The organism is Streptomyces sp. Y7, from assembly GCF_043195415.1.
Classification (GTDB): Bacteria; Actinomycetota; Actinomycetes; order Streptomycetales; family Streptomycetaceae; genus Streptomyces.
This window is the reverse complement of the sequence record NZ_JBIDDQ010000001.1, coordinates 784,843-807,751: the sequence shown is the minus strand read 5'-3', so window position 1 is coordinate 807,751 and position 22,909 is coordinate 784,843. Positions and strand designations below refer to the sequence as shown.

The 22,909-nt window shown below is 71.5% G+C and carries 22 protein-coding genes; 12 read left to right on the top strand and 10 right to left on the bottom strand.

What is annotated here, in order from left to right:
• Positions 1-174 precede the first annotated feature (174 nt).
• From ACGFW6_RS03375 to ACGFW6_RS03365, 3 genes are all read left to right on the top strand, one after another.
• Positions 175-1,266 carry an S-(hydroxymethyl)mycothiol dehydrogenase gene (locus ACGFW6_RS03375; protein ID WP_393504165.1) on the top strand — a complete coding sequence of 364 codons (1,092 nt, stop codon included), beginning with the start codon at positions 175-177 and terminating at the stop codon, positions 1,264-1,266.
• The gene (locus ACGFW6_RS03370; RefSeq protein ID WP_393504163.1) at positions 1,263-1,892 is read left to right on the top strand and encodes an MBL fold metallo-hydrolase; all 630 of its coding nucleotides are present in this window, start codon (positions 1,263-1,265) and stop codon (positions 1,890-1,892) included. The genes ACGFW6_RS03375 and ACGFW6_RS03370 overlap by 4 nt, the downstream gene beginning before the upstream one ends.
• Before the next feature lie 127 nt (positions 1,893-2,019).
• Entirely contained in the window at positions 2,020-2,934 is a 915-nt protein-coding gene (locus ACGFW6_RS03365) for an SDR family oxidoreductase (RefSeq protein WP_393504161.1), read from the top strand.
• Here ACGFW6_RS03365 and ACGFW6_RS03360 read toward each other — a convergent pair.
• Entirely contained in the window at positions 2,925-3,473 is a 549-nt protein-coding gene (locus ACGFW6_RS03360; protein ID WP_393504159.1) for a hypothetical protein, read from the bottom strand. The two genes, ACGFW6_RS03365 and ACGFW6_RS03360, sit on opposite strands and share 10 nt — an antisense overlap.
• A gap of 50 nt (positions 3,474-3,523) precedes the next feature.
• On the opposite strand from ACGFW6_RS03360, the gene ACGFW6_RS03355 reads away from it, so the two are divergent.
• Entirely contained in the window at positions 3,524-4,321 is a 798-nt protein-coding gene (locus tag ACGFW6_RS03355) for an SDR family NAD(P)-dependent oxidoreductase (RefSeq protein WP_393504157.1), read from the top strand.
• Positions 4,322-4,468: 147 nt separating this feature from the next.
• Positions 4,469-5,170, top strand: a complete 702-nt coding sequence (locus ACGFW6_RS03350; RefSeq protein WP_393504155.1) for a L,D-transpeptidase family protein — start codon at positions 4,469-4,471, stop codon at positions 5,168-5,170.
• Between the two features lie 43 nt (positions 5,171-5,213).
• On the opposite strand, the gene ACGFW6_RS03345 is transcribed toward ACGFW6_RS03350, so the two are convergent.
• From ACGFW6_RS03345 to ACGFW6_RS03330, 4 genes are read right to left on the bottom strand one after another with little or no spacing between them, the layout of a single operon-like run.
• Complete coding sequence (locus ACGFW6_RS03345; RefSeq protein WP_393504153.1) at positions 5,214-6,416, bottom strand: Gfo/Idh/MocA family protein; 1,203 nt, start codon at positions 6,414-6,416, stop codon at positions 5,214-5,216.
• Between the two features lie 14 nt (positions 6,417-6,430).
• Positions 6,431-7,780 (bottom strand): ABC transporter substrate-binding protein, encoded by a 1,350-nt coding sequence (locus ACGFW6_RS03340; protein WP_393504151.1) that lies wholly within the window; start codon positions 7,778-7,780, stop codon positions 6,431-6,433.
• A gap of 10 nt (positions 7,781-7,790) precedes the next feature.
• On the bottom strand, positions 7,791-8,708 hold the full coding sequence (locus tag ACGFW6_RS03335; RefSeq protein WP_393504149.1) for a carbohydrate ABC transporter permease: 918 nt from the start codon (positions 8,706-8,708) through the stop codon (positions 7,791-7,793).
• A gap of 18 nt (positions 8,709-8,726) precedes the next feature.
• Positions 8,727-9,692: a carbohydrate ABC transporter permease gene (locus ACGFW6_RS03330; protein ID WP_393504147.1), complete on the bottom strand. Its 966-nt coding sequence runs from the start codon at positions 9,690-9,692 to the stop codon at positions 8,727-8,729.
• 166 nt (positions 9,693-9,858) lie between these two features.
• Here ACGFW6_RS03330 and ACGFW6_RS03325 point away from each other — a divergent pair, with 166 nt between their 5' ends.
• Both ACGFW6_RS03325 and ACGFW6_RS03320 read left to right on the top strand, forming a co-directional pair.
• Positions 9,859-11,019, top strand: coding sequence for an ROK family protein (locus ACGFW6_RS03325; protein ID WP_393504145.1), 1,161 nt, complete (start codon positions 9,859-9,861; stop codon positions 11,017-11,019).
• A 99-nt stretch (positions 11,020-11,118) separates the two neighbouring features.
• Entirely contained in the window at positions 11,119-11,304 is a 186-nt protein-coding gene (locus ACGFW6_RS03320) for a hypothetical protein (RefSeq protein WP_190070112.1), read from the top strand.
• 153 nt (positions 11,305-11,457) lie between these two features.
• Here ACGFW6_RS03320 and ACGFW6_RS03315 read toward each other — a convergent pair whose 3' ends face one another.
• Positions 11,458-12,813, bottom strand: coding sequence for a S1 family peptidase (locus tag ACGFW6_RS03315; protein ID WP_393504143.1), 1,356 nt, complete (start codon positions 12,811-12,813; stop codon positions 11,458-11,460).
• A gap of 217 nt (positions 12,814-13,030) precedes the next feature.
• Between ACGFW6_RS03315 and ACGFW6_RS03310 the strand changes: the two genes are divergently transcribed.
• A complete protein-coding gene (locus ACGFW6_RS03310; protein ID WP_393504141.1) occupies positions 13,031-14,209 on the top strand; it encodes a MalY/PatB family protein in 1,179 nt (392 codons plus the stop codon).
• A gap of 51 nt (positions 14,210-14,260) precedes the next feature.
• Positions 14,261-14,647, top strand: a complete 387-nt coding sequence (locus tag ACGFW6_RS03305) for a PPOX class F420-dependent oxidoreductase (RefSeq protein WP_393504139.1) — start codon at positions 14,261-14,263, stop codon at positions 14,645-14,647.
• A 27-nt stretch (positions 14,648-14,674) separates the two neighbouring features.
• On the opposite strand, the gene ACGFW6_RS03300 is transcribed toward ACGFW6_RS03305, so the two are convergent.
• A complete protein-coding gene (locus ACGFW6_RS03300; protein WP_393504137.1) occupies positions 14,675-17,449 on the bottom strand; it encodes a hypothetical protein in 2,775 nt (924 codons plus the stop codon).
• A 281-nt stretch (positions 17,450-17,730) separates the two neighbouring features.
• Between ACGFW6_RS03300 and ACGFW6_RS03295 the strand changes: the two genes are divergently transcribed.
• Positions 17,731-19,167: a Gfo/Idh/MocA family protein gene (locus ACGFW6_RS03295; protein WP_393504135.1), complete on the top strand. Its 1,437-nt coding sequence runs from the start codon at positions 17,731-17,733 to the stop codon at positions 19,165-19,167.
• On the opposite strand, the gene ACGFW6_RS03290 is transcribed toward ACGFW6_RS03295, so the two are convergent.
• A complete protein-coding gene (locus tag ACGFW6_RS03290) occupies positions 19,149-19,562 on the bottom strand; it encodes a Zn-ribbon domain-containing OB-fold protein (RefSeq protein ID WP_393505065.1) in 414 nt (137 codons plus the stop codon). The two genes, ACGFW6_RS03295 and ACGFW6_RS03290, sit on opposite strands and share 19 nt — an antisense overlap.
• A gap of 166 nt (positions 19,563-19,728) precedes the next feature.
• A complete protein-coding gene (locus ACGFW6_RS03285; RefSeq protein ID WP_393504133.1) occupies positions 19,729-20,493 on the bottom strand; it encodes a TetR family transcriptional regulator in 765 nt (254 codons plus the stop codon).
• Positions 20,494-20,645: 152 nt separating this feature from the next.
• Between ACGFW6_RS03285 and ACGFW6_RS03280 the strand changes: the two genes are divergently transcribed.
• Together ACGFW6_RS03280 and ACGFW6_RS03275 are read left to right on the top strand one after the other, a co-directional pair.
• Entirely contained in the window at positions 20,646-21,479 is an 834-nt protein-coding gene (locus ACGFW6_RS03280; RefSeq protein WP_393504131.1) for a hypothetical protein, read from the top strand.
• A 108-nt stretch (positions 21,480-21,587) separates the two neighbouring features.
• Positions 21,588-22,373 carry a cellulose binding domain-containing protein gene (locus tag ACGFW6_RS03275; RefSeq protein WP_393504129.1) on the top strand — a complete coding sequence of 262 codons (786 nt, stop codon included), beginning with the start codon at positions 21,588-21,590 and terminating at the stop codon, positions 22,371-22,373.
• Positions 22,374-22,426: 53 nt separating this feature from the next.
• On the opposite strand, the gene ACGFW6_RS03270 is transcribed toward ACGFW6_RS03275, so the two are convergent.
• Positions 22,427-22,801 (bottom strand): hypothetical protein, encoded by a 375-nt coding sequence (locus tag ACGFW6_RS03270; RefSeq protein WP_030959331.1) that lies wholly within the window; start codon positions 22,799-22,801, stop codon positions 22,427-22,429.
• Between the last annotated feature and the right edge of the window lie 108 nt (positions 22,802-22,909).

Genomic DNA, 22,909 nt, shown 5'->3' with positions numbered 1-22,909 from the left:
CGGCGGCAGAATTACCCCCGGGGGTATGCAATCCACAGTAGCAGGGTACCCCGGGGGGTATTCGGGGGCGATGGCCGGAAGCGCATGGGCGGACCCCCGTTCCATGCCCTTACTGATCAGTTGCGTCTAGGGTCGGAAGTGGACGGAGATCCGCGGAGGGAAGGGCTGAGCACCATGGCGCAGGAAGTGCGGGGCGTGATCGCACCGGGCAAGGACGAGGCCGTGCGCGTGGAGACGATCGTCGTGCCGGATCCGGGGCCGGGAGAAGCCGTCGTACAGGTACAGGCCTGCGGGGTCTGCCACACCGACCTGCACTACAAGCAGGGCGGCATCAGCGACGACTTCCCCTTCCTGCTCGGCCATGAGGCGGCGGGCGTGGTGGAGTCCGTCGGCGACGGCGTCACGGACGTGGCGCCCGGTGACTTCGTCATCCTCAACTGGCGTGCCGTGTGCGGGAACTGCCGCGCCTGTCTGCGCGGCCGGCCCTGGTACTGCTTCAACACCCACAACGCCGGCCGGAAGATGACCCTCGCCGCCACCGGCCAGGAACTCTCGCCGGCGCTCGGCATCGGCGCCTTCGCCGAGAAGACGCTGGTCGCCGCCGGACAGTGCACCAAGGTGGACCCGTCGGTCGCCCCGGCGGTCGCCGGGCTGCTGGGCTGCGGGGTGATGGCCGGCATCGGCGCGGCGATCAACACCGGGAACGTCGGCCGCGGCGACAGCGTGGCCGTCATCGGCTGCGGCGGGGTCGGCGACGCGGCCATCGCGGGCTCGAACCTCGCCGGAGCGGCGAAGATCATCGCCGTCGACATCGACGACCGCAAGCTGGAGAAGGCCCGCTCCATGGGCGCCACGCACACGATCAACTCCCGCGAGACCGACCCGGTCGAGGCGATCCGCGAGCTGACCGGCGGGTTCGGCGCCGACGTCGTCATCGAGGCCGTCGGCCGCCCGGAGACCTACCGGCAGGCCTTCTACGCCCGCGACCTCGCCGGCACCGTCGTCCTGGTCGGTGTGCCGACCCCCGAGATGAAGCTGGAACTGCCGCTGCTCGACGTCTTCGGCCGCGGCGGAGCCCTGAAGTCCTCCTGGTACGGCGACTGCCTGCCGAGCAGGGACTTCCCGATGCTGATCGACCTGCATCTGCAGGGCCGACTGGACCTGGCGGCGTTCGTCACCGAGACGATCGAACTCACCGACGTGGAGAAGGCTTTCGAGCGGATGCACCAGGGTGACGTCCTGCGCTCGGTGGTGATGTTCCGATGACCACGCGCATCGAACGCCTCGTCACCTCCGGGCAGTTCAGCCTCGACGGCGGCACCTGGGACGTCGAGAACAACGTATGGCTGGTCGGGGACGACCACGAGGTGATCGTCATCGACGCCGCCCACGACGCCGACGCCATCGCCGAGGCCGTCGGCGGACGTCGGCTGAAGGCGATCGTCTGCACCCACGCGCACAACGACCACATCGACGCCGCGCCCGCCCTGGCGGACCGCACCGGCGCCCTGATCTGGCTGCACCCCGACGACATGCCGCTGTGGAAGCTGACCCACCCGGACCGCGACCCCGACGCACATCTGCTGGACGGGCAGGTCATCGAGGCCGCCGGCGCCGACCTCACCGTCCTGCACACCCCCGGCCACGCGCCGGGAGCCGTATGCCTGCACGACCCCGGCCTCGGCGTGATCTTCACCGGGGACACCCTCTTCCAGGGCGGCCCCGGCGCCACCGGGCGCTCGTACTCCCACTTCCCGACGATCATCGGCTCGATCCGCGACCGGCTGCTCACCCTCCCGCCCGAGACGAAGGTCCTCACCGGCCACGGCGACCCGACCACCATCGGCGACGAGGCACCGCACCTCCAGGAGTGGATCGACCGGGGCCACTGAGACCGCGCCCGGCCGGGTGACCCTTGCCGCGCAAGCGGGCACCCGCCCGGAAAAGACGACAGAAGATGTCCGGCTTCCCCGGCACCCTCGATGACGACACCACACACGAGGGCACGGGAGGCCGGACATGTCACAACCGCTCGAAGGCAAGGTCGCACTGGTCGCCGGGGCGACACGGGGCGCCGGACGCGGCATCGCCGTGGAACTCGGCGCGGCCGGCGCCACGGTCTACGTGACCGGACGCAGCACCCGCGCCCGGCGCTCGGAGTACGACCGCCCGGAGACGATCGAGGACACCGCCGACCTGGTCACCGCGGCGGGCGGCCGAGGCATCGCCGTACCCACCGACCACCTCGACCCCGCGCAGGTCCGCACCCTCGTCGACCGGATCACGGACGAGCAGGACCGCCTCGACGTCCTCGTCAACGACGTCTGGGGCGGCGAGAAACTCTTCGCCTGGGACAGCCCCCTCTGGGAGCACGACCTCGACAACGGCCTGCACCTGCTGCGCCTCGCGGTCGAGACGCACGCGATCACCAGCCACCACGCCCTGCCCCTGCTGCTGCGGAACCCGGGCGGACTGGTCGTGGAGATGACCGACGGCACGGCGGACTACAACAGCGTCAACTACCGCACCTCCTTCTTCTACGACCTCGCCAAGGCGTCCGTCCTGCGGATGGCCTTCTCCCTCGGCCACGAGCTCGGACCCCGCGGCGCCACCGCCGTCGCGCTGACCCCGGGCTGGCTGCGCTCGGAGATGATGCTCGACGCCTTCGAGGTGCGCGAGGACAACTGGCGCGACGCCCTCGAACGCGTCCCGCACTTCGCGATCTCCGAGACCCCGCGCTACGTCGGCCGGGCCGTCGCCGCCCTCGCCGCCGACCCCGACCTCGCCCGCTTCAACGGCGAGTCCCTCTCCAGTGGGCAGCTCGCGCGGGTCTACGGCTTCACGGACCTCGACGGCACTCGCCCCGACGCCTGGCGGTACCTCGTCGAGGTCCAGGACGCGGGGAAGCCGGCGGACACGACCGGCTACCGCTGAGGCGTCACCGGCTCGGCCTCGGGGAGCGGCCAGCGCGCGGAGTGGCCCGGTGGCAGACCGAGGTCGTCGCGGACAGCCGCGTAGTAGCCCTCGCGCCCCGCGCGCTGGCGCTCCAGCAGCGCCCGCCAGCGCTCCGGGTCCCGGTGGCCCTCGCGCACGAACCGCTCCATCTCCATCGCCGTCACCACCCAGGCCCGGGCCCGGTCCACCACGGCCCGGCTGCCCAGCATGATCAGCGCCTCCCCGGACGGATCCCGCCCGGTCGTCGCCTCAGCCAGCAGGGGGCGGGCCTCCTCGAGGGTCAGCGGGTCCGGATGCGGGTCGTTGCCCAGCCCGGCGGCGACCCGGTACGTCACGGTGACCGTCTTCTTCACCGACTGCGCGTAGTCGGCGTACACCGCGAGCCGACGCTCCTCCCAGCGCGCCGTCTGTTCCCGCCGGAACCGCATCCGGTCGCCGCGCACGACCGCGACGTAGGAACCGAGCGCGCCGATCACGACGCCCATGAGCGCGGGGAGTTGCTGAAGGAACACGGACATGTACGTACGCTATCTGCCCGGATGATCGTCCCGGGACTACGGTTCGGTCCATGACGGACACCATGCGCTTCGCAGACCACGCGGTCCTGATCACCGGCGCCGCGCGCGGCATCGGTGCCGCCACCGCGCGCCGCTTCGCCGAGGAGGGCGCCCGCGTCCTGCTCACCGACCGGGACGGACCCGAGACCGAGAGCACCGCGGCGCGACTGCGCGACCGCGGACTCACGACCCGGGCCCTGGCCTGCGACGTGGCCGACCGCGCCTCCGTCGAGGCGGCCGTCGCGCATACGGTCGCGGAGTTCGGCTCCCTCGACGTCCTCGTGAACTGCGCGGCCTCCTGCACCCCCGACACCGAGCTCTTCGAGGACGGTCCGGACGACGCCTGGGCCCTCGACCTCGACATCACCCTGACCGGCACCTACCGCTGCTGCCGCGCCGCGCTCCCGCACCTGGCCGCCTCCGGCCGCGGTGCCATCGTGAACATCGGCTCCGTCAACGGCGTCCAGGACTTCGGCAACCACGCCTACAGCGCCGCCAAGGCCGGCCTCGGCTCCCTCACCCGCACCCTCGCCGGGCACGCCGCCGCCCGCGGTGTCCGCGTGAACCTCGTGACACCGGGCACGGTGCGCACCTCCGCGTGGGAGGGGCGGGACGAGGAGCTTGACGCGATCCGGGGCCTGTACCCGCTGGGCCGCGTCGGCGAGCCCGAGGACATCGCCGCGGCCGTCGCCTTCATGGCGTCCGGCGACGCGGCCTGGATCACCGGCACCACCCTCACCGTCGACGGTGGCCTGACCGCGGTGAACACCGGATTCCTGGCGGCGGTCAGGCCCGCGGACGACGCCTGAGACGGCCGGCGCCCCGGCCGAGGCCCGCCCTGGCGCCTGGCGAAATTTCACTGTTCGGTCACAGCCGGGCCGGCAGCACAACCGATGCCCCCGGATACGGGTCTACCTGGCAGAAGTCCACAGAACTCGTCAGGGAGAGGCCCGGCCATGGGGGACATACGCAGACGGCGCGCCGTCGCACTCGGCATCACCGGCGGACTGGTCGCACCGCTCACGCTCACGCTCGCCGCCGCTCCGGCGCAGGCGGCGCCGAGCTGCACGACCCAGACCGGCCCGTATCAGAAGCAGGTGGAGAAGTTCCTGGGCCGCCCGGTCGACGGCAAGCAGTCCAGCGCCGACTGCAAGGCCATCCAGGCCTTCCAGACCAAGCACGGCATCAGCCCGAACGCCGGCTACGCGGGTCCCGTGACCTGGGGCGTGATGAACCTGATGAACAAGCAGAAGGCCGTCGGCAAGAACCCCAACAAGGACGGCAAGTGCCCGGTCAACAAGGGCCGCATCGCCTGTGTGAACCTCACCCTCCAGCTGAGCTGGATCCAGGACGGCAGCAGGCTGGTGTACGGCCCGGTCCCGGTCCGCACCGGCCGTAACGGCTACGAGACCCGCACCGGCCTGAAGAAGATCTACTGGCGCAACATCGACCACGTGTCGAGCATCTACAACGTGCCGATGCCCTACGCCCAGTTCTTCGACGGCGGCCAGGCCTTCCACTCCGTCGGAGTGAGCATGTGGAACCCGCCGGGCTCCCACGGCTGCGTGAACATGACGAAGACGGACGCCAAGAAGTACTGGTCGCTGCTGAAGAACGGCGACGACGTCTACGTGTACGGCCGCAAGCCGGGCACCTGAGTCAGGACAGGCACCCGGCTCACGGGTCGGTCTCGGGGAGACGTCACGCCTCGGGCGCGTCCCCGAAGTCCGGGATCTCCAGCCTGACCCCGCCCTGCCGCGCCGACTCGTGCGCGACGATGCCCGGCAGGGTGTAGCGGGCCGCCACCCACGCGTTCACGGACGGCAGGGTGCGGTCGTTGACCGCGGTCACGAAGTCGTCCACCAGGAAGTGGTGGCTGCCCTCGTGACCGTTGTGCAGGTTGTCGAAGGACCGCGGCAGCCGGGCGCGGTCGTGCACCGGCGCCGACCCCGAGGTGAAGGCCGCCCGCAGGTCCGGTGCGATGTGCTGCAGCGACGGGTCGTCCGGGGACAGGGTGGGCTTGGGCTCCAGCAGCTCACTGATGTCCTTGACGCCCTTTTTGTCCTGCCACAGGGCGACCGTGGCGAGCTGCTCCATGCTCGCCTCGGTGCCGAAGAACCTGAACCGCGACTCCCGTATGTGGGACGGGTAGCCGACCCGGCGGAACTCGTTCGTACGGAACGAGCCGCCGCCCGCGACCTCGAACAGCGCGGTCGCGTTCGACACGTCGTTGCCGAACTGGCTGACCTCCTTGTCGAAGACCCCGTCGCCGCGGTCGTCCACGACGCCGATCGCCGACACGCTCACGGCGTGCGTCTGCCAGGCGCCCAGCACACCGCCCACCGCGTGCGTCGGGTACAGCAGCGGGGGATAGGAGGCGGTCGCCTTCCAGTTCTCCCCGCCGCTGTACTGGTACGCCTCGTAGAACCCCAGGTCCATGTCGTGGACGTAGTCGCCCTCGGCGTAGAAGAGCCGCCCGAAGGCGCCCTCGGCGATCTGGTTGCGGGCGTGCACGGTGGCCGGGTTGTACTGGCTGGTCTCACCCATCATGTACGTCAGCCCGGTCGCCCTGACCGCGTCGATGATCGCCGCGATCTCCTCCGTGGTGATCGCCATGGGGACCGCCGAGTAGACGTGCTTGCCGGCGTTCAGGCCCTGGAGGACCAGCGGGCCGTGGGTCCAGCGCTGGGTGAAGATCGCGACCGCGTCGACGGCCTTCGACTCAAGCATCGCCTCGTACGAGGGGAAGGTGCCGGCCAGTCCCTGCGCGTCGGCGAGCTGCTCGGCCCGCTCGGGCAGCAGATCGGTGACGTACACGTCGCTGACACCGGGGTGGGCCTGGAACAGCGTGGCGAACTGGCCGGAGAACTGGCCGGCGCCGACGATGCCGAGGGAGAACGTCATGGAGTGTGTGCCTTTCACTGGCCGAGGATGAGGTTGATCTGGTCGTTGGTCCTGGTCAGACCGCTCACCGGGGCGTCGTTGGCGTAGACGTCCTGCATGGCGGGGCGCATCAGGGAGTACACGTCCGCCGCGTAGTCGGTGATCGGGAAGGAGAAGGTCGTGGAGTTCTTCTTGTCGGTGACCGGTTCGGTGAAGGCGGACACGTCGATGCCCTTCTTCTCGTACGCGGCCACCGCCGCCGCCGTGCCGTCAGGGGTGGCGGGGAAGACGATGCCGTAGCCGCCGACGGTCTTCTGGCACTCGTTCGAGGCCAGGTACCGCACCCACTTCTTCGCGCCCTCCTTGTTGCGGGCGTTCTTGGTGACGGAGTCGGCGAGGCCGTTCATCATGGTGGCCCGCTTACCGGTCGGGCCGACCGGCGTGGGCGCGGTGCCGACCTTCAGGCCCTTGGTGCCGTAGTAGGTGGAGATCATCCAGGCACCGTCGAGGGAGGTCGCCGCCTTGCCGGAGGCGACCTGGGCGTTGGCCGGGTTGGCGCCGTCGGTGTAGTCGGTGAAGGGCGCCAGGTAGCCCTTCTTCGCCAGGCCGAAGTACCAGTCGACGACCGACTGGAACGTCTTGCTGCCGTACTGGTACTCGGTGCCCCAGCGCGCCTTGTCGGTGTACTTCCAGCCCGCCGAGGAGACGAACGGGCTCCATGTGGTCTGGCCGTCGGCGTCCCCCGCGCCGCCCGTCGCCATTCCGTACACCTTGACGTTGTTCCTGTCGAAGCCCTCCTCGTCACCGCGCGTGCCGTTCCTGTCGACCGTCAGATGCGCGATGGCCTTCTCGAAGGTGCCGCCGTCCTCCGGGTTCCAGGAGAGGGAGTTGAGCTGGTCGGCGGTGAGTCCGGCCTCCTCGGCCAGTTTCCGGTTGTAGAAGAGGGCGACGGTGTCCCAGTCCTTGGGCGCGCCGTAGCGATGGCCGTCCTGGCCCGTCCAGTTGGCGCCGAGCCCCGCCTGGTAGGCGGAGTTGTCGATGCCCAGGTCGTCCAGCGGTTCCAGCACCTTCAGGTCGGCGAACTGCCCGAACTTCTGGATGTGGTCGGTGAAGACGTCCGGTTCGGTGCCCGCGATGAAGCTCGCGGTGAGCTTGGTCCAGTAGTCGGCCCAGCCCATCTGGGTGATCTTCACCTTCAGGCCCGGGTTCTGCTTCTCGAACCCCTTGGCGCAGGCCTGGTAGGCGGGCAGCTGGTTGGCGTCCCACAGCCAGTACGTCACCGTGTTCCCGCCCGACCCGGCCGCGCCGCCCTGCGCGCAGCCGGTGGCCAGGGACAGCGCCAGCGCCCCGGTCAGCGCCAGGATCGTACGTGTACGAACTCGCATCCCCGTCCCCTTACTTGATGCCTGTGAAGCTGATGGAACCGACGATGCGACGCGCGAAGAAGCCGAAGAGCACGAGCATCGGGAGCGCGGCGATGAGGGTGGCCGCCATGAGGCCGGACCAGTCGTAGCCGGTCTGCGGGGTCTGGGCCCGGAAGATGGCCAGCGCCACGGTGAGGACCCGCGAACTGTCGCTGTAGGACACCATCAGCGGCCAGAAGTAGTCGTTCCAGGCGGTGATGTACGTCAGCAGCCCCAGCGTCAGGATCGGCGTGGACGCCATCGGCAGCATCACCCGGAAGAAGATCCGTATCTTCCCGGCGCCGTCCAGCAGCGCCGCCTCCTCCACCTCGCGGGGCACGTTCATGAAGAACTGCCGCAGGAAGAACACCGCGAACGGCGTCATGAACATCGTCGGCAGCGCCACGCCCAGCAGGGAGTCCACCAGGCCGAGTTGCTTGATGAGCACGAAGTTCGGCAGCAGGGTGAAGATGGTCGGCACCATCAGGCCGGCCAGGAACAGGCCGAACACCTTCTCCCGCCCGCGCCAGCGCAGCCGGGCGAAGGCGTACGCGGCCATGGCGGAGAAGAAGATCTGGCAGACGGTGATCAGCGTCGAGACGATCACCGAATTGATCAGATACCGCCAGAACTTGAGCCCGCCGCCCGAGCCGCCCTGGGCGATCGCCTCCTCGGTCGACTGGAGGCCGAGGGCCCGCTCGAAGCCTCCGGTCGTCGCGTCGACCGGTAGCAGATCGCCGGGATGGGCGGCGAGCGCGGTGTTGGAGGACAGCGCGGTGCGCAGGATCCAGTAGAACGGCAACAGCGTGATGAGCACGATGGCGGCCATCACCGCCCAGGCCACGATCCGCCCGGGTGAGGGCAGGCGCCGGGCGCGCCGTACGGTCGTCGTGTCTGCCACAACAGCCATGTCGGTGTCTCCCTTCCCTCAGCCGAGGTCGCTCTGGCCGGCCCGGGTGAGCCGGTACTGCAGGACGGTGATGGCGCTCAGCACGACCAGCAGGGCCACCGACATCGCCGAGGCGTAGCCGAACTGGAAGCGGCCGAAGGCGGCTCCGTAGATGTAGTACTGCAGGACGTTGGTGGCGTTCGCCGGGCCGCCCGCCGTCGTCACCGCGACCGTGTCGAACACCTGGAACGAACCGATCACCGTCATGATCAGCACGACCGCCAGGACCGGCCTGAGCAGCGGCATCGTGATCCGCCAGAACATCCGCCACTCGCTCGCGCCGTCCACCTTGGCGGCCTCGTACACGTCGTTCGGGATCGCCATGAGCCCGGCGAACAGCAGCAGGGCGGTGTAGCCGACGTGCCGCCACACGTTGATCAGGGCGATCGTCGGGATCGCCCAGGTCTCGTCCGCGAGGAACGGGATCCGGTCGAAGCCGATCCCGGCGATGATCTCGTTGCCGATGCCGAGCTGGGTGTCGAGGATCCAGAGCCAGACGATGCCGGCGACGACGTTGGACATCAGGTACGGCGTGAGCACGATGCCGCGCAGCACCGCCGACTGCGTCAGCCGCTGGAGCAGGACGGCGATGGCGAGCGCCGATACCGTCTGCACGCCGATGTTGATGGCCACGTACTCGACGGTGACCAGGAGCGAGTCCCAGAAGATCGGGTCGTTGACCATCCGGACGTAGTTGTCCAGGCCCACCCACTCCGGCGGTGTGAGCAGGTTGAAGCGGGTGAAGCTCAGATAGACGCCCCGCAGCGTGGGCCAGAGCAGGAAGGCGACGAAGCCCAGCAGCGCCGGCGCGATGAACACCGCCGCGAGCCGTCCGTCCCCCCGCCTCTCGCGGGTCGCCGCCCGTCGTGTCCGCTGTTCGGTGCCCGCCCCCGCGGCGCCGCCCAGGGGGAGACGCGACGGAGGGCTGCTGGAGGCGATGGTCATCGGGAGACTCCCTCGTCTGCGGCTCATCCTCGGCCCCACTTACTTTTGTTGCGGAAGAATCCAGCCGTCAAGAGTCCTGCGAACATCTTCTTCGAGCCGCCGGTGCCGTCATAGACTGGCCTGGTTGGTTTTGAGGAGAAAAAAATCATGTGGGAGCCTGACGACCATGACCGCAGTAGCCGCCAGCTGGCTTCCTCTCAGCCCCGGTGAACGCTCGGTGGCGATCGAGGTGCTTCTCGCCGGCCCCCTGTCGCGCACCGAACTCGCCCGGCGCCTGGACCTCTCCGCCGGCAGCCTCACCCGGCTGACCAAACCGCTGATCGAGTCGGGCCTGCTCATCGAGGTCCCCGAGGCGGGCGGGGTGATGGAGGTGCGTCAGGGCCGCCCCTCCCAGCCCTTGGACGTCGTGGCCGAATCGCGGTCCTTCGTCGGCTACAAGATCACCGAGGACATGGTCTACGGCGTCGTGACCACCCTCCGCAGCGAGATCGTCGCCCGCTACGACCGCCCCCTGACCTCCCAGGAACCGGCCGACGTCGTGTCTCTGCTCGGCGAGATGACCGCGGACCTCGCCGCGAGCCATTCCCGGCTCGCCGGTATCGGTATCGGCGTGGGCGGCCTGGTCGAGGACCGTGCCGTGGTCGGGGAGTCACCGTTCCTGCACTGGCGGGACGTGCCGCTCGCCGAGCTGGTGGAGGAGCGCACCGGGCTGCCGGTCGTGGTGGAGAACGACGTCGCCGCGCTCGTCGAGGCCGAGACCTGGTTCGGCGCCGGCCGCGGCCTCGACCGGTTCGTCGTGCTGACCATCGGCGCCGGTATCGGCTACGGGCTGGTCCTGGGTGGCAAGCGGGTGCCCTACGCGGAGGAGGACCGGGGCTTCGGCAGGCACTGGATCATCAACCCCAACGGCCCGCTGACCCCCGACGGGGCGCGCGGCAGCGCCGTGTCGCTGCTGACCATCCCCAACATCCGCTACCAGGTACGGGCCGCCACCGGCCGTGACCGGACCTACGAGGAGATCCTGCAGCTCGCCGCCGCCGGGGAGCCGATGTCCGCCCGGGTGATCGAGGAGGCGGCGTCCGCGCTGGGTGTCCTGGTCGCGCAGATCGCCAACTTCGTGCTGCCGCAGAAGATCCTTCTCGCCGGGGAGGGGGTGGGGCTGATGGACGTCGCCGGCGGGACTGTGGCGGACACCATGCGCGTCCACCGGCATCCGCTCGCCGCTCCGATCGAGCTGGAGACCAAGGTGTCCGACTTTCACGACTGGGCCCGCGGCGCCGCCGTTCTCGCCATTCAGGTGCTGGTGCTGGGGGCGGCGGACGTCTGAACTCGGCGCTCCCCGTTGAAACATGACGTGATCAGCAACACGGTCCGTTATGTCCGTATTGAGTGTGCTTACTCACAGCGCCTTCACGTGCCGAGCCGTATGCTTCACAGCATGTCCACCACTGTTGAAATCGCCTCCGATCGATCGGCTGACGAGGTCAACGAGGAGATCCGGGCGCTGTGGCGCCGGTCGGGCGGGACACTGAGCGTCGAGCAGCGCGAGGAATACCAGCGCCTCGTCATGGAGTGGGCCAAGGCGGCCCCGCAGACGGTGAAGGCGGCCTGAGCGCCCGACGCGGCAGAGGCCCGAGCACTCCCTCCTCGACCCGCCTCGCCACCCTCGTGATCCTCCCGGGGCACCCCTGATCCAAGGGGTGCCCTTCTCACATCGACCTCTCGCACACCGACCTCGGCCGGCCTCGTCCGCCGGCCGGGACCATCACCCCCAGGTCGCCGAGTAGTACCGCCGGTACGCCTTGCGGTCCTGCTCCGCGCGGATGAAGCGGGTCGCCGCCAGGGCGACCAGACTGCCCGCGATGACCAGCATCCCGGGACCCACGTTCTTCGGATCCGCGAGCCGGGCCAGCAGCGTCGCGGCGTCCTCACCGGTCACCGGAGCCGACGAGCCCGGCGAGGCGTCACCCGGCGCGCCGGCGCCCTGCGACGCCGACGGCGCCGGTGCGGTGCCCTGCCCGTTCTGCGCCGCGACGATCAGCTTGACGTTCAGCGCGGCCATCGCCTTCGTCACGGGCTGGAAGAACGTCGTACCGCCCGAGGCGCAGTCACCGCTGCCGCCGGACGTCACGCCGAGGGCGACCCCCTCGGAGAACATCGGGCCACCGCTGTCCCCGGGTTCGGCGCACACGTTCGTCTCGATGAGCCCGGTGACCGTCCCCTCCGGATAGTTGACCGTGGCGTTGAGCGCCGTCACCTCGCCGTCGCGCAGCCCGCTGGTGCTGCCGCTGCGGAACACCCGCTGGCCCACGGCCGGATCGCCGGATCCGGTGATCCGTACACCCTTGCCGTCACCGATGGACACCACCTCGGCACCGGCGCCGGCCTTGCCGCTCGCGTACTGCACCAGCGAGAAGTCGCCGCCGGGGAAGTTCTGCTGGACGGTCTGCCCGATCTGCTGGGTGCCCCGGTTGTCGGCGAACCACACCGAACCGTCGGGCCCGCAGTGCCCGGCCGTGAGGATGAAGTCGCGCTGCCCGTCGGTGACGTTGAAACCGGCCGAACAGCGCCCGACCGTCGACAGCAGCGGCAGCGCGCCGTTGAGCCGGGTCGTGAACGTGCCCTCGGTGCGCTCCATCCGGACGAAACCGCCCATGCCGTCCGCGAGCTGCGTCATCCGGGACCAGTCGGCGCCCGAGACGGTGCTGTCGCCCTTCACCACGACCTCGTTGGACCGGTAGTCCATCACCCACGCCGTACCGGCGACCCGGGGAGCCGAGCGCAGCGTCGACGTCGCCGACTTCAGCTCGTCCATGCTGTGGTCGACCATCTTCGGCTCGGCGCCCGCCTTGCGGACCTCGGCGGCCGCCTCCTCGTCGGTGACGGCGACGACTGCTTTCCCTGCCGCGCTCAGCCAACTGCCCGCCGTACGGGACGTGCCCAGTCGGGAGACCAGGTCACTGCCGGTGTCGGCGGCCGACGCGGCGTAGGTGCGCGGGACGGAGGTGCCGTTCGGCTCGCTCGCCACGGCGCGTGTGACCATCGTTCCGCCGAGGAGGAGTCCGCCGACGGCCGCCAGCCGTGTCACTCGCCGGACGAGACGTCGTCGTGCGTGCCTCATGCATGGCTCCCGAACCAAGTACAGCGCGGCGTCAACGCCGCGGGGCCCTCCCGGAGTTGAGCACCCTCTCTCCATACGCGGCGCGGCATGCCCGCGTTCACTTCCCAGGTGATCTTTTCTCGGGCCGGCGGACCGCCCGGCGGCTTCCGGGCATCCTCCGGCCGCTGTCCGCCGCGCCCGTTCCGGGCCGCGGTGCGGCCCGCCTATCTTGTGATCCATGACGAGGATCCCGCACGAGACGTCCGGTGAACCGAATCCCCTGCGCGCCCTCCCCCTCGACCGCCTGCGCCGACGTACGAGCATGAAGTGGCGCGCCTACCCCGACGACGTCCTGCCGCTGTGGGTGGCGGAGATGGACGTCCTGCCCGCCGAACCCGTCGTCCGCGCCGTCACCGACGCGCTCGCCCTCGGTGACACCGGCTACCCCGCCGGCACCGGCTACGCCGAGGCGCTCGCGGCATTCGCTCAGAAGCGGTGGGGCTGGAACGGACTGGCCGTGGAGCGGACCGCGATCGTGCCGGACGTGATGCTCGGCGTGGTCGAGATGCTCAAGCTGGTCACCGGACCGGGCGATCCGGTCGTGGTGAACTCGCCCGTGTACCCGCCGTTCTACCAGTTCGTCGAGCACATGGACCGGCAGGTCGTCGAGGCCCCGCTGGGCGCCGGCCTGCGGATCGACCTGGACGTGCTGGAGGAGACCTTCCACCGGGTGACCGAGGGCGGCCGCGACGCCGCCTTCCTGCTGTGCAGCCCGCACAACCCGACCGGCACCGTGCACACCGCCGCCGAACTGGCCGCCGTCGCCGCCCTCGCCGACCGCCACGGGGTACGGGTCGTCATCGACGAGATCCACGCCCCGATCACCGCCGCCGGAGTCGACTTCGTGCCCTATCTGAGCGTCCCCGGCGGAGAGAGGGGACTGTCGCTGATGTCGGCGTCGAAGGCATGGAACCTGGCGGGCCTCAAGGCCGCCCTGGCGATCGCAGGTCCCGAGTCCGCGGCCGACCTGGCCCGGCTGCCCGAAGAGGTCAGCCACGGACCGAGTCACGTCGGCATCATCGCCCACAGCGCGGCCCTGCGCGACGGCACCGGCTGGCTCGACAGCCTGCTGGCGGGCCTCGACGACAACCGGCGGCTGCTCGCCGGCCTGCTGGCCGAGCACCTCCCGGACATCACGCACCGCCCCGCCGAGGCCACCTACCTCGCCTGGCTCGACTGCCGCGCGCTGGGCCTCGGCGACGACCCGGCGGAGGTCTTCCTGCGCCGCGGCCGGGTCGCCCTCAACTCCGGGATCCCCTTCGGCACCGGCGGCGCCGGGCACGTACGGCTCAACCTCGCGACGTCGCCCGAACTGATCGAGGAGGGCGTACGGCGGATGGCGGCGGCGCTCGACTGAGCGGGCCGGGGCGGGCTCCCGCGCCCGAACCAGCCGCCTACACTTCCCGCCATGGACGACACGTCGCTGGAGCAGCTCGGCGCGGGCAAGTATCTGCTCGTCACCAGTTACCGCAAGAACGGCACCCAAGTTCCCACACCGGTCTGGGTGGTGCGGGACGGGGACGCGCTGGGCGTGTGGACGGTCGCCGACTCCTGGAAGGTCAAGCGGATCCGGGCCCGCGGGGACGTCCTCGTCGGCCCGTGCGACCTGCGCGGCAGGCCCACGGGCGAGCAGGTCCCCGCGACCGCGGAGATCTGCGACGAGGCGACCAGCGCCCGCTACCGCCGGCTCATCGCCCGCAAGTACGGGATCACCGGCCGCCTCACGCTCCTCGGCAGCCGCCTGCGCCGCGGCGCCCAGGGCACCGTCGGCGTGCGGATCACGCTGACGCCCTGACCCGGGCCGAGGCGTCAGCGCGAGGGCTCACGAGGCGTCCAGCACCGTGCCCGTGACAACCGGTGCGCCGGGCTGCGGCGCACCGGAGTCGTCGACCGCCTGGAAGCGGACCGACTCGGCCTGTTCCGCCACCTGGTCCTTCACCGTCGGGATCACCAGCTCGGCGGACGTCCTGCCCGCCTCGACGTTCACCCAGAGCGACAGCCCCTCCAGCTTCGACAACGGCCGTTCCGGGTCCGGTGACTGGCCGGTGTTCTCCTCCAGCCAGCGAGGATCGACGTCCTTCGTCGACAACTCCCGGCCGTCGGTGACCGGCAGCACCGCGTACACGCCGCTGATGTCGGCGTCGGCGACCGCCGACAGGGAGACCCGCCACTTCAGGGGCTGTCCCTCGGTCACCCGGTCCGCGAGGGGCGTCACGGAGACCGCCGGCATCGGATCGTCGTTCTGGACGGTCACGCCACCCAGGTGGGCGCCGACCACAGCGGTGCGGACCGCCTTCACGAACACGTCCTGGCCCGAGTCGTAGCCGTAGCGGGTGTTGCCCTCGACCTTCACCGGCACGTCGATCGCGTTCGTGCCGGGCCGGACCGTCACCAGCCGGCTGGTGACCCTGTCCGTGGCCGGGTCGGGGACGAACAGCCGCACCTGCCCGCTGCCGTGCCCGGAGACGCTCACCGGCACCCGGTAGGTCCGTACGCCCGCATCGCCCTCCTTGACGGTCATCCGGCCGATGTCGACGCGGGGCAGCGGGGCCGGTGTCACCGCCGGTGTGCCCGGCCGCCAGGCCCAGGCATCCATCAGCCACGCCTTCCCGGAGCGTGTGCGCGGGGTCAGCGTCAGGGACTTGACGTGCCGCAGGTCGAGCGCGGACACGTCGTCGGCGCCGATCGGCACCCGGACCTCGCGCGCCCAGTACGAGGCGGTCCGGTCCGTCCCGGGCAGCCCGTCGACCTTGACACGGCCGAGGGTCCGGTGCCGTCCGGCGGTGTCGGTGACGGACACGTCCAGCTGCGTCCCGGTGGTGTTCGGCGGGACGATGACCCGCAGCGCCAGCGCCTTCGAACCGGCGAGGGACACCGGCCCCTCCGGGCTGATCCGTGCGCCGGAACCGGCCGCCGACCAGCGCAGCGCGACCGCGCGGCGGCCGGGCTCGCGGTCGGTCTCCCACCGCGCGAAGTGCGGTGACACGCCCGCCGTCTCCGACGACAGACAGGCCTTCGCCGACTCGGGCTCCACCGCCGAGCACAGCCGGGCCCCGCTCACGGCGACCTTCCCGTCCGGCAGGAACCCGGCACCGCGGCCGGCCCCCACCGCGTGGGTGAGGACGCGCGCGGGGTCGGCCGAGGGCGCCCGGCGCTCCGAGCCGTCGAGCAGCGGGCGCACCCGGTCGTCGCCCGCGACGAACAGCCGCGCCGCCGCCGCGATGTAGGTCGCGCCGGCCCTGTGCTGCTGGTCGGCGGTCAGCCGGGTCCCGGTGCCGGGGGAGCACACCGGGTCGCGCTGCTCCTCGTCGTTCCAGAAGTCGTCGTCCGCGGGCGCCTCGGCCTGCCCCGGCGTCCACTCGGTGTTGAAGTAGTTGTGGTTGGCGCCGACCACGTACACCGCACTGTGCAGGGCGGCTCCGCGGCTGACCCGACGGGTGCCGTCGACGTACACCTCGCCCTGGAGATCGGACACGTCCCCGTCGCAGCCGGGCAGGATCGTCACCGACGGCACGTCCGCCACGGGGTTCTGGCCGAAGATGGTCGGGCCGATGAGCACGGTGCCGCGGATGCGCCAGCGCACCGGGCCGTGATGGCCGTCCTGGGCGGCGGGCGGCGCGTACAGGCTGTCCATCGCCGCCCGGTTGACGCCCTCACCGCCACGCGAGTGCCCCACCAGCAGCACCCGGGACAGATCGGCCCGGGGCGCCTGCCGTACGGCCGCCGGGCCCGTGCCCGGGTGGGCGGACCAGTCGGCCCAGCGGGCCAGATGCTGCCGCACCAGCGACGAACGGGCCTGCGCACCGCCGTCGTCGGCCTGCCAGTCCTGGCCGTTGATGCCGTTGGCGGAGACCGACACCGTCACATAGCCCTGGGAGGCCAGCAGGCGCTGGTCGCGCAGATAGCCGCGGTGGCTCGGAATGGCCTGGGAGCCGGCCGCGCAGGGCCAGTCACCGGTCGTCTCACCCTGCGGTGTGTAGCAGGTGGAGTGGCGCCCGTGGAGGAACAGGGCGAGCGGACGGCGGCCCTCGGCGCCCTTGGGAGCCACCACCACGGCCCGCATCTCGACCGGCTGGGCGAAACCGGGCAGCCGCACCGGGGCGAGGTCGTACTCGCCCGTGACGGTCCGGTACGTGCCCGGCTTGCCGGGGTCGACCGGGTTCGCCGGCGGCCGGGGCGCGGCGGTCGCTCCCGCGCGCGGGCCGGAGGACGTGCCGGGTGCGGTGTCGGGCGCGTCCAGCCGGCGCCCCGCTGCCCGGACTTGCAGGTCGCGCACCGAGTCCAGCCGGACTCCGTCGAGGCCGAGCCGGAACGTCCGGCCGTCCTTCGCCGGTGCCGGACGGCCGAGCAGGCGGTCACCGGCGTAGAACTCGACGCGGGCGTTCCCCATGGGCACCCGTGTGTCCGACCGCCACACCAGCCGGCGCGCCGAACCCTCGCCGGTCACGCTCCAGTCCGCCGGCAGGCCGTCGCCGCTGCCGGCCGGCTCCGCTAACGGTCTTGTCTGCGACGCCGGTTGAGCCTGGGCCCACCCTGGCGACGCCCCCACGATCGCGAGCACCGCCAGAGCGGTGACGCATATTCGCCGGGCACGCATCACGTGCCCCTCCTTCCGTTCGCTCCGGGACGGACGGTCCCGGCCCTCAACCCGGGAGGACGGAAGGAGTTGGTCGTGCGTTGCCTGGGACGAGCGAGAAAGGGGAGCAGGGAGAGCGAGTCGACGGGCTGTCGGGCTGCCGGGTCAAGCGACCGGGCTGCCGGGTCAAGGGGACAGGTGCAGGGGACAGGGGGCGAGGAGCGAGGGGGGCGAGCGGGATGAGGGGGCAACGGGCAGGGCGCACGTGACTGGCCGGGTCCGCGGCGGGAAAGGCCCCCACCATGAGCCGAACTCCCCAGCGCCGGGCCGCCGTCGTCGGCACCGGCCACCGCGCCCAGACCTTCACCCGGGCCCTCGCCGAACGCCCCGGCCACCTCGTCGCCGCCCTGTGCGACCCCAGCCCGACCCGCATGGCCTTCCACAACCGGTTGCTGGCCGACGCCGGAGAACCCGCCGCCACGCAGTGGGAGCCCGACCGCTTCGCCGACCTGCTCACCGAGGAGGGCGTCGACGAGGTCGTCGTCACCACGGTCGATGCCGAGCACGACCGCTACATCGTCCCGGCCCTCGCCGCGGGCTGCCGGGTGGTCACCGAGAAGCCGATGACCGTCGACGCGGAACGCTGCGCCCGCATCCTCGACACGGTCCGGACGACCGGCAACTCCCTCACCGTCGCCTTCAACTACCGCTTCAACCCCGTGCACGAGAAGGTCCGCGAGCTGCTCGCCGACGGCGCGGTCGGCGAGATCCTCTCCGTGCACTTCGAATGGCTGCTCGACGTACGCCACGGCGCCGACTACTTCCGCCGCTGGCACCGGGAGAAGGACCGCAGCGGCGGCCTGATGGTGCACAAGTCGAGCCACCACTTCGACCTGGTCAACTGGTGGCTCGCGGACGAGCCGAGGGACGTGTTCGGTTACGGCCGCCTCGGCTTCTACGGCCGTGCGGCGGGCGAACGCCACGGACTGCGCCGGGACTACGACCGCGCCCACGGCGCCGACCGGGCCGCCGACGACCCGTTCGCCCTGGACCTGACGGCCAACGACACCCTGCGCGCGCTCTACCTCGACGCGGAGCCGGACGACGGGTACGTGCGCGACCGGAACGTCTTCGGCGGACCCGTCACCATCGAGGACGACATGGCCGTCCTCGTGCGCTACGCGGGCGGCGCGACGATGACGTACCACCTGACCGCGTACTCCCCGTGGGAGGGCTACCGCGTCATGTTCAACGGCAGCGCCGGCCGGCTGGAACTGGAGGTGGAGGAGAGCCGCTGGCAACCGCCCACGACCCGGATCGCCTCCGCCGGCGGCGCGGTGCACGGGGACACGGCCGCCGAGCACGCGGGCGGGGCGAGGCTCACGCTGCGGCCGTTGTGGCGGCCCCCCGTGGACATCCCCCTCGTGACCGCCCACGAGGCGCACGGCGGGGGAGACCCACGGATGCTCGACGCCCTGTTCGGCCCGGTCGACGCCGCTCGGCCGGCCGGCGCGGGTGCGGTGGCGCATCCGACGGCGACCGAACGGGACGGCGCGCTGGCCCTGGCCGTCGGGCTCGCCGCGAACCGGTGCTTCGAGACCGGACTGCCGGTCGCCGTGCGGGAGTTGGTGCCTGGGCTCCGGCCGGACTCAGCCTCGCACGGGGAGCACCGGGATCACCGGGATCACGGGGAGCACGGGGAGCACGGGGAGCACGGGGATCAGGTCCAGGCCCGGTAGGGCTCGTCGACCAGCTGGAACACCGGCTCGCCCCGGACGGGGTCCTTCGCCGTGGACAGCCGGACCCGGTCGCCGCTGTGGATGCCGATGAGCGGGCCCATGACCCGGCCGCGGATGACGAACCCCTCGGCCATCTCGATGAGCGACACATTGCGCGCGGCGGGGGTGTTGCGGTGCACCACCGTGGAGTGCCGGACCGTGCCGACGCCCTCGCTGCACTCCGTCCGCAGGTCGCTGCCCTGGCAGACCGGGCACAGCAGGCGGTGGTACATCGCGGTGCCGCACCAGGTACAGCGCTGGAAGACGATGGCCTCCGTGTCGGGCGCCGTGCGGTCCAGTACACCCGCCGCGAAGCCGACGGTCTGACGTGCAACGGTTCCTGAGTGGTGGTACACGCTGGTCAACTCCCTGCGCTCGGCCGGAATCCACGTGCCCGGGTCGACCGTGCACGCACGTGCCCGGTTCACCGTGCCACCGTGCACGCCGCCAGCGTATGGCACTCAGTGCCACACGTAAAGGCACTCCGTTCCCTGAATCTGCCGGGATTCCGGAGCGGGTCGATCAGCCGCGGTCGAGCGTCGCCTCGATCTCCTGGACCACCCGCCACAGCGGGGCACCGCGCCGGGACACGACGACGACCACGTCCTCGGGGCCCTCGGCCCGCAACGGGGGCGGGGGAGGGGCGACGCCGAAGGTGGACTGGACGTACCCGAGGGCCTGGTCCACCCCGGCGCTCGCGTCGCCCTGGCCGTCCGAGCGCAGCCAGGAACGCAGGGCGTTGTTGTGGGCCGCGACCACGGCGGCGGCGATCACGTCGGCCTGAAGCGTGCCGTCGCGCCGGGCGGCGAAGCGCTCGCGCAGATACTCGGCCAGGGCGCGCTCGTAGCGCCAGACGACGGACAGCTCGTACGCGCGCAGTCCCGGCACCTTCTTGGTCAGCCGGTAGCGCTGTACCGAGAAGGTCGGGTTCTCGGCGTACATGCGCAGCACCAGCCGGGCCGCGTCGCACACCCGGCGCACCGGCTCGTGCTCCTCGCCGCTCTCGGCGAGGAAGGCCGTCATGTCGGCCAGGCAGTGCTCGTGGTCCGGGAAGACCACGTCCTCCTTGGAGGGGAAGTAGCGGAAGAACGACCGTCGTCCGACGCCGGCCAGCGCGACGATGTCGTCGACGGTCGTCTGCTCGTAGCCCCGCTCCAGGAACAGCCGGAAGGCCGCAGCGACCAGGGCGTCCCGCATCGGGGGCTTCGTCGCCGGGTCCGCGGTGTCCGGCTTGTCCGGCTTCTCGGACCGCTGTCCGCGGCCGGGTGCCGCGCTGCTGGAGCTCATGGACGGAACGTAGCACTCAGAGGTGTACAGATGGCACTCAGTGCACTGGTTGGAGGGAACTGAGTGCTCCCTGAACTCCGGTCACCGAGACATTTGTCCGCCGGACGCCGGTCTGCCTACCATCGCCTGCCGCCGCAGCCGAGGAGCCCCGCATGCCGCCCGCCAGATCACGCATCCTGTACGTCACCGACCTGGCGTACCCGGCCCGCGGGCGCCGCTACTGCGACGAGGACATCCTCCTCACCTCCCGGCTGCGTGACGACTTCGACCTCGCCCTGTGCCACCCCCGGGACGCGGCCGCGCTGATGGGCGCCTTCGACGCGGTCGTCGTCCGCAACAGCGGCCCGGTCCTGACGTACCAGGAGGCGTACGACGACTTCCGCCGGCGTGCGCTCGCCGACGGGATCCGGGTCTACAACCCGCTCTCCGGCAGGGCCGACATGGCCGGCAAGCAGTACCTGCTCGACCTGACCGCCGCCGGACATCCGGTCATCCCCACCGTCGACCGCGCCGAGGACCTGCACCGGCTGCCCGAGGCCGACCGGTATGTCGTCAAGCCCAAGCTCGGCGCCGACTCCATGGGGCTGCGGATCGTGCCGCCGAACGAGGTGCGCGCCGCGGCCGACGGGGACGTCCTCGTCCAGCCGTGCGTCGACTTCGCCTACGAGGTCTCGTTCTACTTCGTCGACCACGACTTCCAGTACGCCCTGTACGCACCGCACACCGACCGGCGCTGGCAGCTGGAGCCGTACGAACCGACCGACGGCGACCTGGAGTTCGCCCGGCGCTTCATCGAGTGGAACGGCCTCGGCCACGGCATCCAGCGCGTGGACGCCTGCCGCGCGCCGGGCGGCGAACTCCTGCTGGTCGAGCTGGAGGACCTCAACCCCTACCTGTCCCTCGACGCCTTGGACGACGCCGGCCGGGACGCGTTCGTCGCGGCCATGAGGACGTCCCTGCACCGCTTCCTCGCCGCGCCCGTCTGACCGCCGCCACGCGCTCGCCGCGCCGGGCTGAACCGGCGGGACGTGTGCCCCGTATCACTCCTCGGGGATTGGCGAGCCCCGTGCAGACGGGGACGGAAGGAGTGCGGTGTGTCCACACGGCCCGATCCCGCGGAGCCGGACGAAGGCCCGGTCCTCGAACCGATCCGCGTCCTGCGGCTCCGCCGTACGGACGCCCTGGCGGAGCTGTTCCGGGAGTGGGAGGAAGGCAACGCCGGTTACGAGACCGTGGCCGTGCCCGGGGCGCTGCCCGGTGCGGAGGACGCGACACAGGAACTGCCCGCCGTCGCGGAGGACTTGCGCGGCGCCCGGCGCCGTGGTGGCCGGGCCGCTTCGGGCGGGTCGGGCCCCGGATTCCGCCGTACCGCCGTCGCGGTGGCCGTGACGGCCGCGGCCGTCGTCGGGTTCGGCGGCGCGATCCTGCTCGCCGGGGGTGAGGACGACTCGGCGGCCCGGGACACCGATCCGTCCGCGAGCGCGTCGGCGTCGGCCGCACCCGAGCCCCCCGCGCCCGGCGGGCCGGACGCACCCGGCGCCGGCGAGCGGGGCGACCCCGACTGCACGGCGTCCTTCCGGACCGTCAACAGCTGGCAGGGCGGTTTTCAGGGCGAGGTGACGGTGACCAACGCACCCGCGTCCTCCGCCTCCGGCTGGACCGCGACGGTCGTACCCCCCGCCGGTGCCCGGCTCACCCAGGTCTGGGACGGCACCCTCTCCGCGACCGCGGACGGCAGGGCGACGGTCTCCAACGCGTCGTGGAACGGCGCCCTGGAACCCGGTGCGAGCGTCACTTTCGGGTTTCTGGCCGCCACTTCGGACCCGGTCGGGGAGCCGTCGGCGACGGTCACCTGCGCGGCGACGGCGGGCGCCTCCTGACCGCCCGCCGGGCCGGCGGTGGGCGCCGGTGTCCGGGGCGCCGGGGCGCGGACTCAGCGCCCGCGGTCGACGAGCGCCTGGGACACCGCGCGCACGCTGCGGGCGATGTGCTGCAGCTGCATGACCTCCGCCGCGTACATCTTGATGGTGTGCTCGATGACCGACTCGGGCATGCCGAGCGCGGGCAGGTCGGCGCGTGCGGTCTGCAGGGCGGTGCGCGCGACCCGGATCTCGTTCTGGACCTGGATCTGAGCGTGCCGGGCGAGCAGGACGGGGTGCCGGATCAGTGCCGGATAGCTGGCGTAGCGGGCCGGAACCAGTTCGCGCAGCCACTTCGCGGCGGAGCGTTCCCAGTCGTAGGAACCGGGGGTCTTGACCTGGCACGGCCAGTCAGGGGTGATGCGCGTGGTCGTCAGAGGCATGGTCATCGCTTCCGGTGTGCGGCGTCGTCGGGGGTGCCCGACGGGGTCGGGGCGGCCCCGGCCTAGGGGATGACCGGGGCCGCCGCCACGGGCGCTCGCGCAGGCGATGCCCGA

Bases quoted from the DNA above. Each gene is read 5' to 3' on its own strand.
- ACGFW6_RS03375 (WP_393504165.1), top strand. From the start codon at position 175: ATGGCGCAGGAAGTGCGGGGCGTGATCGCACCGGGCAAGGACGAGGCC.
- ACGFW6_RS03370 (WP_393504163.1), top strand. From the start codon at position 1,263: ATGACCACGCGCATCGAACGCCTCGTCACCTCCGGGCAGTTCAGCCTC.
- ACGFW6_RS03365 (WP_393504161.1), top strand. From the start codon at position 2,020: ATGTCACAACCGCTCGAAGGCAAGGTCGCACTGGTCGCCGGGGCGACA.
- ACGFW6_RS03360 (WP_393504159.1), bottom strand. From the start codon at position 3,473: ATGTCCGTGTTCCTTCAGCAACTCCCCGCGCTCATGGGCGTCGTGATC.
- ACGFW6_RS03355 (WP_393504157.1), top strand. From the start codon at position 3,524: ATGACGGACACCATGCGCTTCGCAGACCACGCGGTCCTGATCACCGGC.
- ACGFW6_RS03350 (WP_393504155.1), top strand. From the start codon at position 4,469: ATGGGGGACATACGCAGACGGCGCGCCGTCGCACTCGGCATCACCGGC.
- ACGFW6_RS03345 (WP_393504153.1), bottom strand. From the start codon at position 6,416: ATGACGTTCTCCCTCGGCATCGTCGGCGCCGGCCAGTTCTCCGGCCAG.
- ACGFW6_RS03340 (WP_393504151.1), bottom strand. From the start codon at position 7,780: ATGCGAGTTCGTACACGTACGATCCTGGCGCTGACCGGGGCGCTGGCG.
- ACGFW6_RS03335 (WP_393504149.1), bottom strand. From the start codon at position 8,708: ATGGCTGTTGTGGCAGACACGACGACCGTACGGCGCGCCCGGCGCCTG.
- ACGFW6_RS03330 (WP_393504147.1), bottom strand. From the start codon at position 9,692: ATGACCATCGCCTCCAGCAGCCCTCCGTCGCGTCTCCCCCTGGGCGGC.
- ACGFW6_RS03325 (WP_393504145.1), top strand. From the start codon at position 9,859: ATGACCGCAGTAGCCGCCAGCTGGCTTCCTCTCAGCCCCGGTGAACGC.
- ACGFW6_RS03320 (WP_190070112.1), top strand. From the start codon at position 11,119: ATGCTTCACAGCATGTCCACCACTGTTGAAATCGCCTCCGATCGATCG.
- ACGFW6_RS03315 (WP_393504143.1), bottom strand. From the start codon at position 12,813: ATGAGGCACGCACGACGACGTCTCGTCCGGCGAGTGACACGGCTGGCG.
- ACGFW6_RS03310 (WP_393504141.1), top strand. From the start codon at position 13,031: ATGACGAGGATCCCGCACGAGACGTCCGGTGAACCGAATCCCCTGCGC.
- ACGFW6_RS03305 (WP_393504139.1), top strand. From the start codon at position 14,261: ATGGACGACACGTCGCTGGAGCAGCTCGGCGCGGGCAAGTATCTGCTC.
- ACGFW6_RS03300 (WP_393504137.1), bottom strand. From the start codon at position 17,449: ATGCGTGCCCGGCGAATATGCGTCACCGCTCTGGCGGTGCTCGCGATC.
- ACGFW6_RS03295 (WP_393504135.1), top strand. From the start codon at position 17,731: ATGAGCCGAACTCCCCAGCGCCGGGCCGCCGTCGTCGGCACCGGCCAC.
- ACGFW6_RS03285 (WP_393504133.1), bottom strand. From the start codon at position 20,493: ATGAGCTCCAGCAGCGCGGCACCCGGCCGCGGACAGCGGTCCGAGAAG.
- ACGFW6_RS03280 (WP_393504131.1), top strand. From the start codon at position 20,646: ATGCCGCCCGCCAGATCACGCATCCTGTACGTCACCGACCTGGCGTAC.
- ACGFW6_RS03270 (WP_030959331.1), bottom strand. From the start codon at position 22,801: ATGACCATGCCTCTGACGACCACGCGCATCACCCCTGACTGGCCGTGC.